At 40.7% G+C, this 339-nt stretch carries 1 protein-coding gene; it reads left to right on the top strand.

All coding sequences use genetic code 11. From position 1 onward, the window contains the following. Window positions 1–339: hypothetical protein (locus G3A46_RS14110; protein ID WP_165150774.1), on the top strand; the 339-nt coding region annotated here is incomplete at both ends.

Raw genomic sequence — 339 nt, 5'->3', positions numbered from 1 at the left:
CAGATCCTACGTGTGTTTCTACAGCTTTATCTGTAACGATTAATGATGTACCAAATGCACCAGCTACACCAACTGCTGATGTAGTTCAACCAACGTGTGCAGTACCTTCAGGTAAAATTTCAATTACAGCTCCACTAGGTGCAGGATTTGAATACAGTATTGATGGCACGAACTATCAGGCTTCAGTAGACTTTATTAACTTAACCTCTGGCACTTATAGTGTAACAGCTCGAAATACTTCAGATCCTACGTGTGTTTCTACAGCTTTATCAGTAACGATTAATGATGTACCAAATGCACCAGCTACACCAACTGCTGATGTAGTTCAACCAACGTGTG

This window comes from Aequorivita sp. KMM 9714, assembly GCF_011065475.1.
Lineage (GTDB): Bacteria > Bacteroidota > Bacteroidia > Flavobacteriales > Flavobacteriaceae > Aequorivita > Aequorivita sinensis.
The sequence above is the reverse complement of the archived record's forward strand: the minus strand, read 5'-3'. Positions and strand labels throughout refer to the sequence as shown.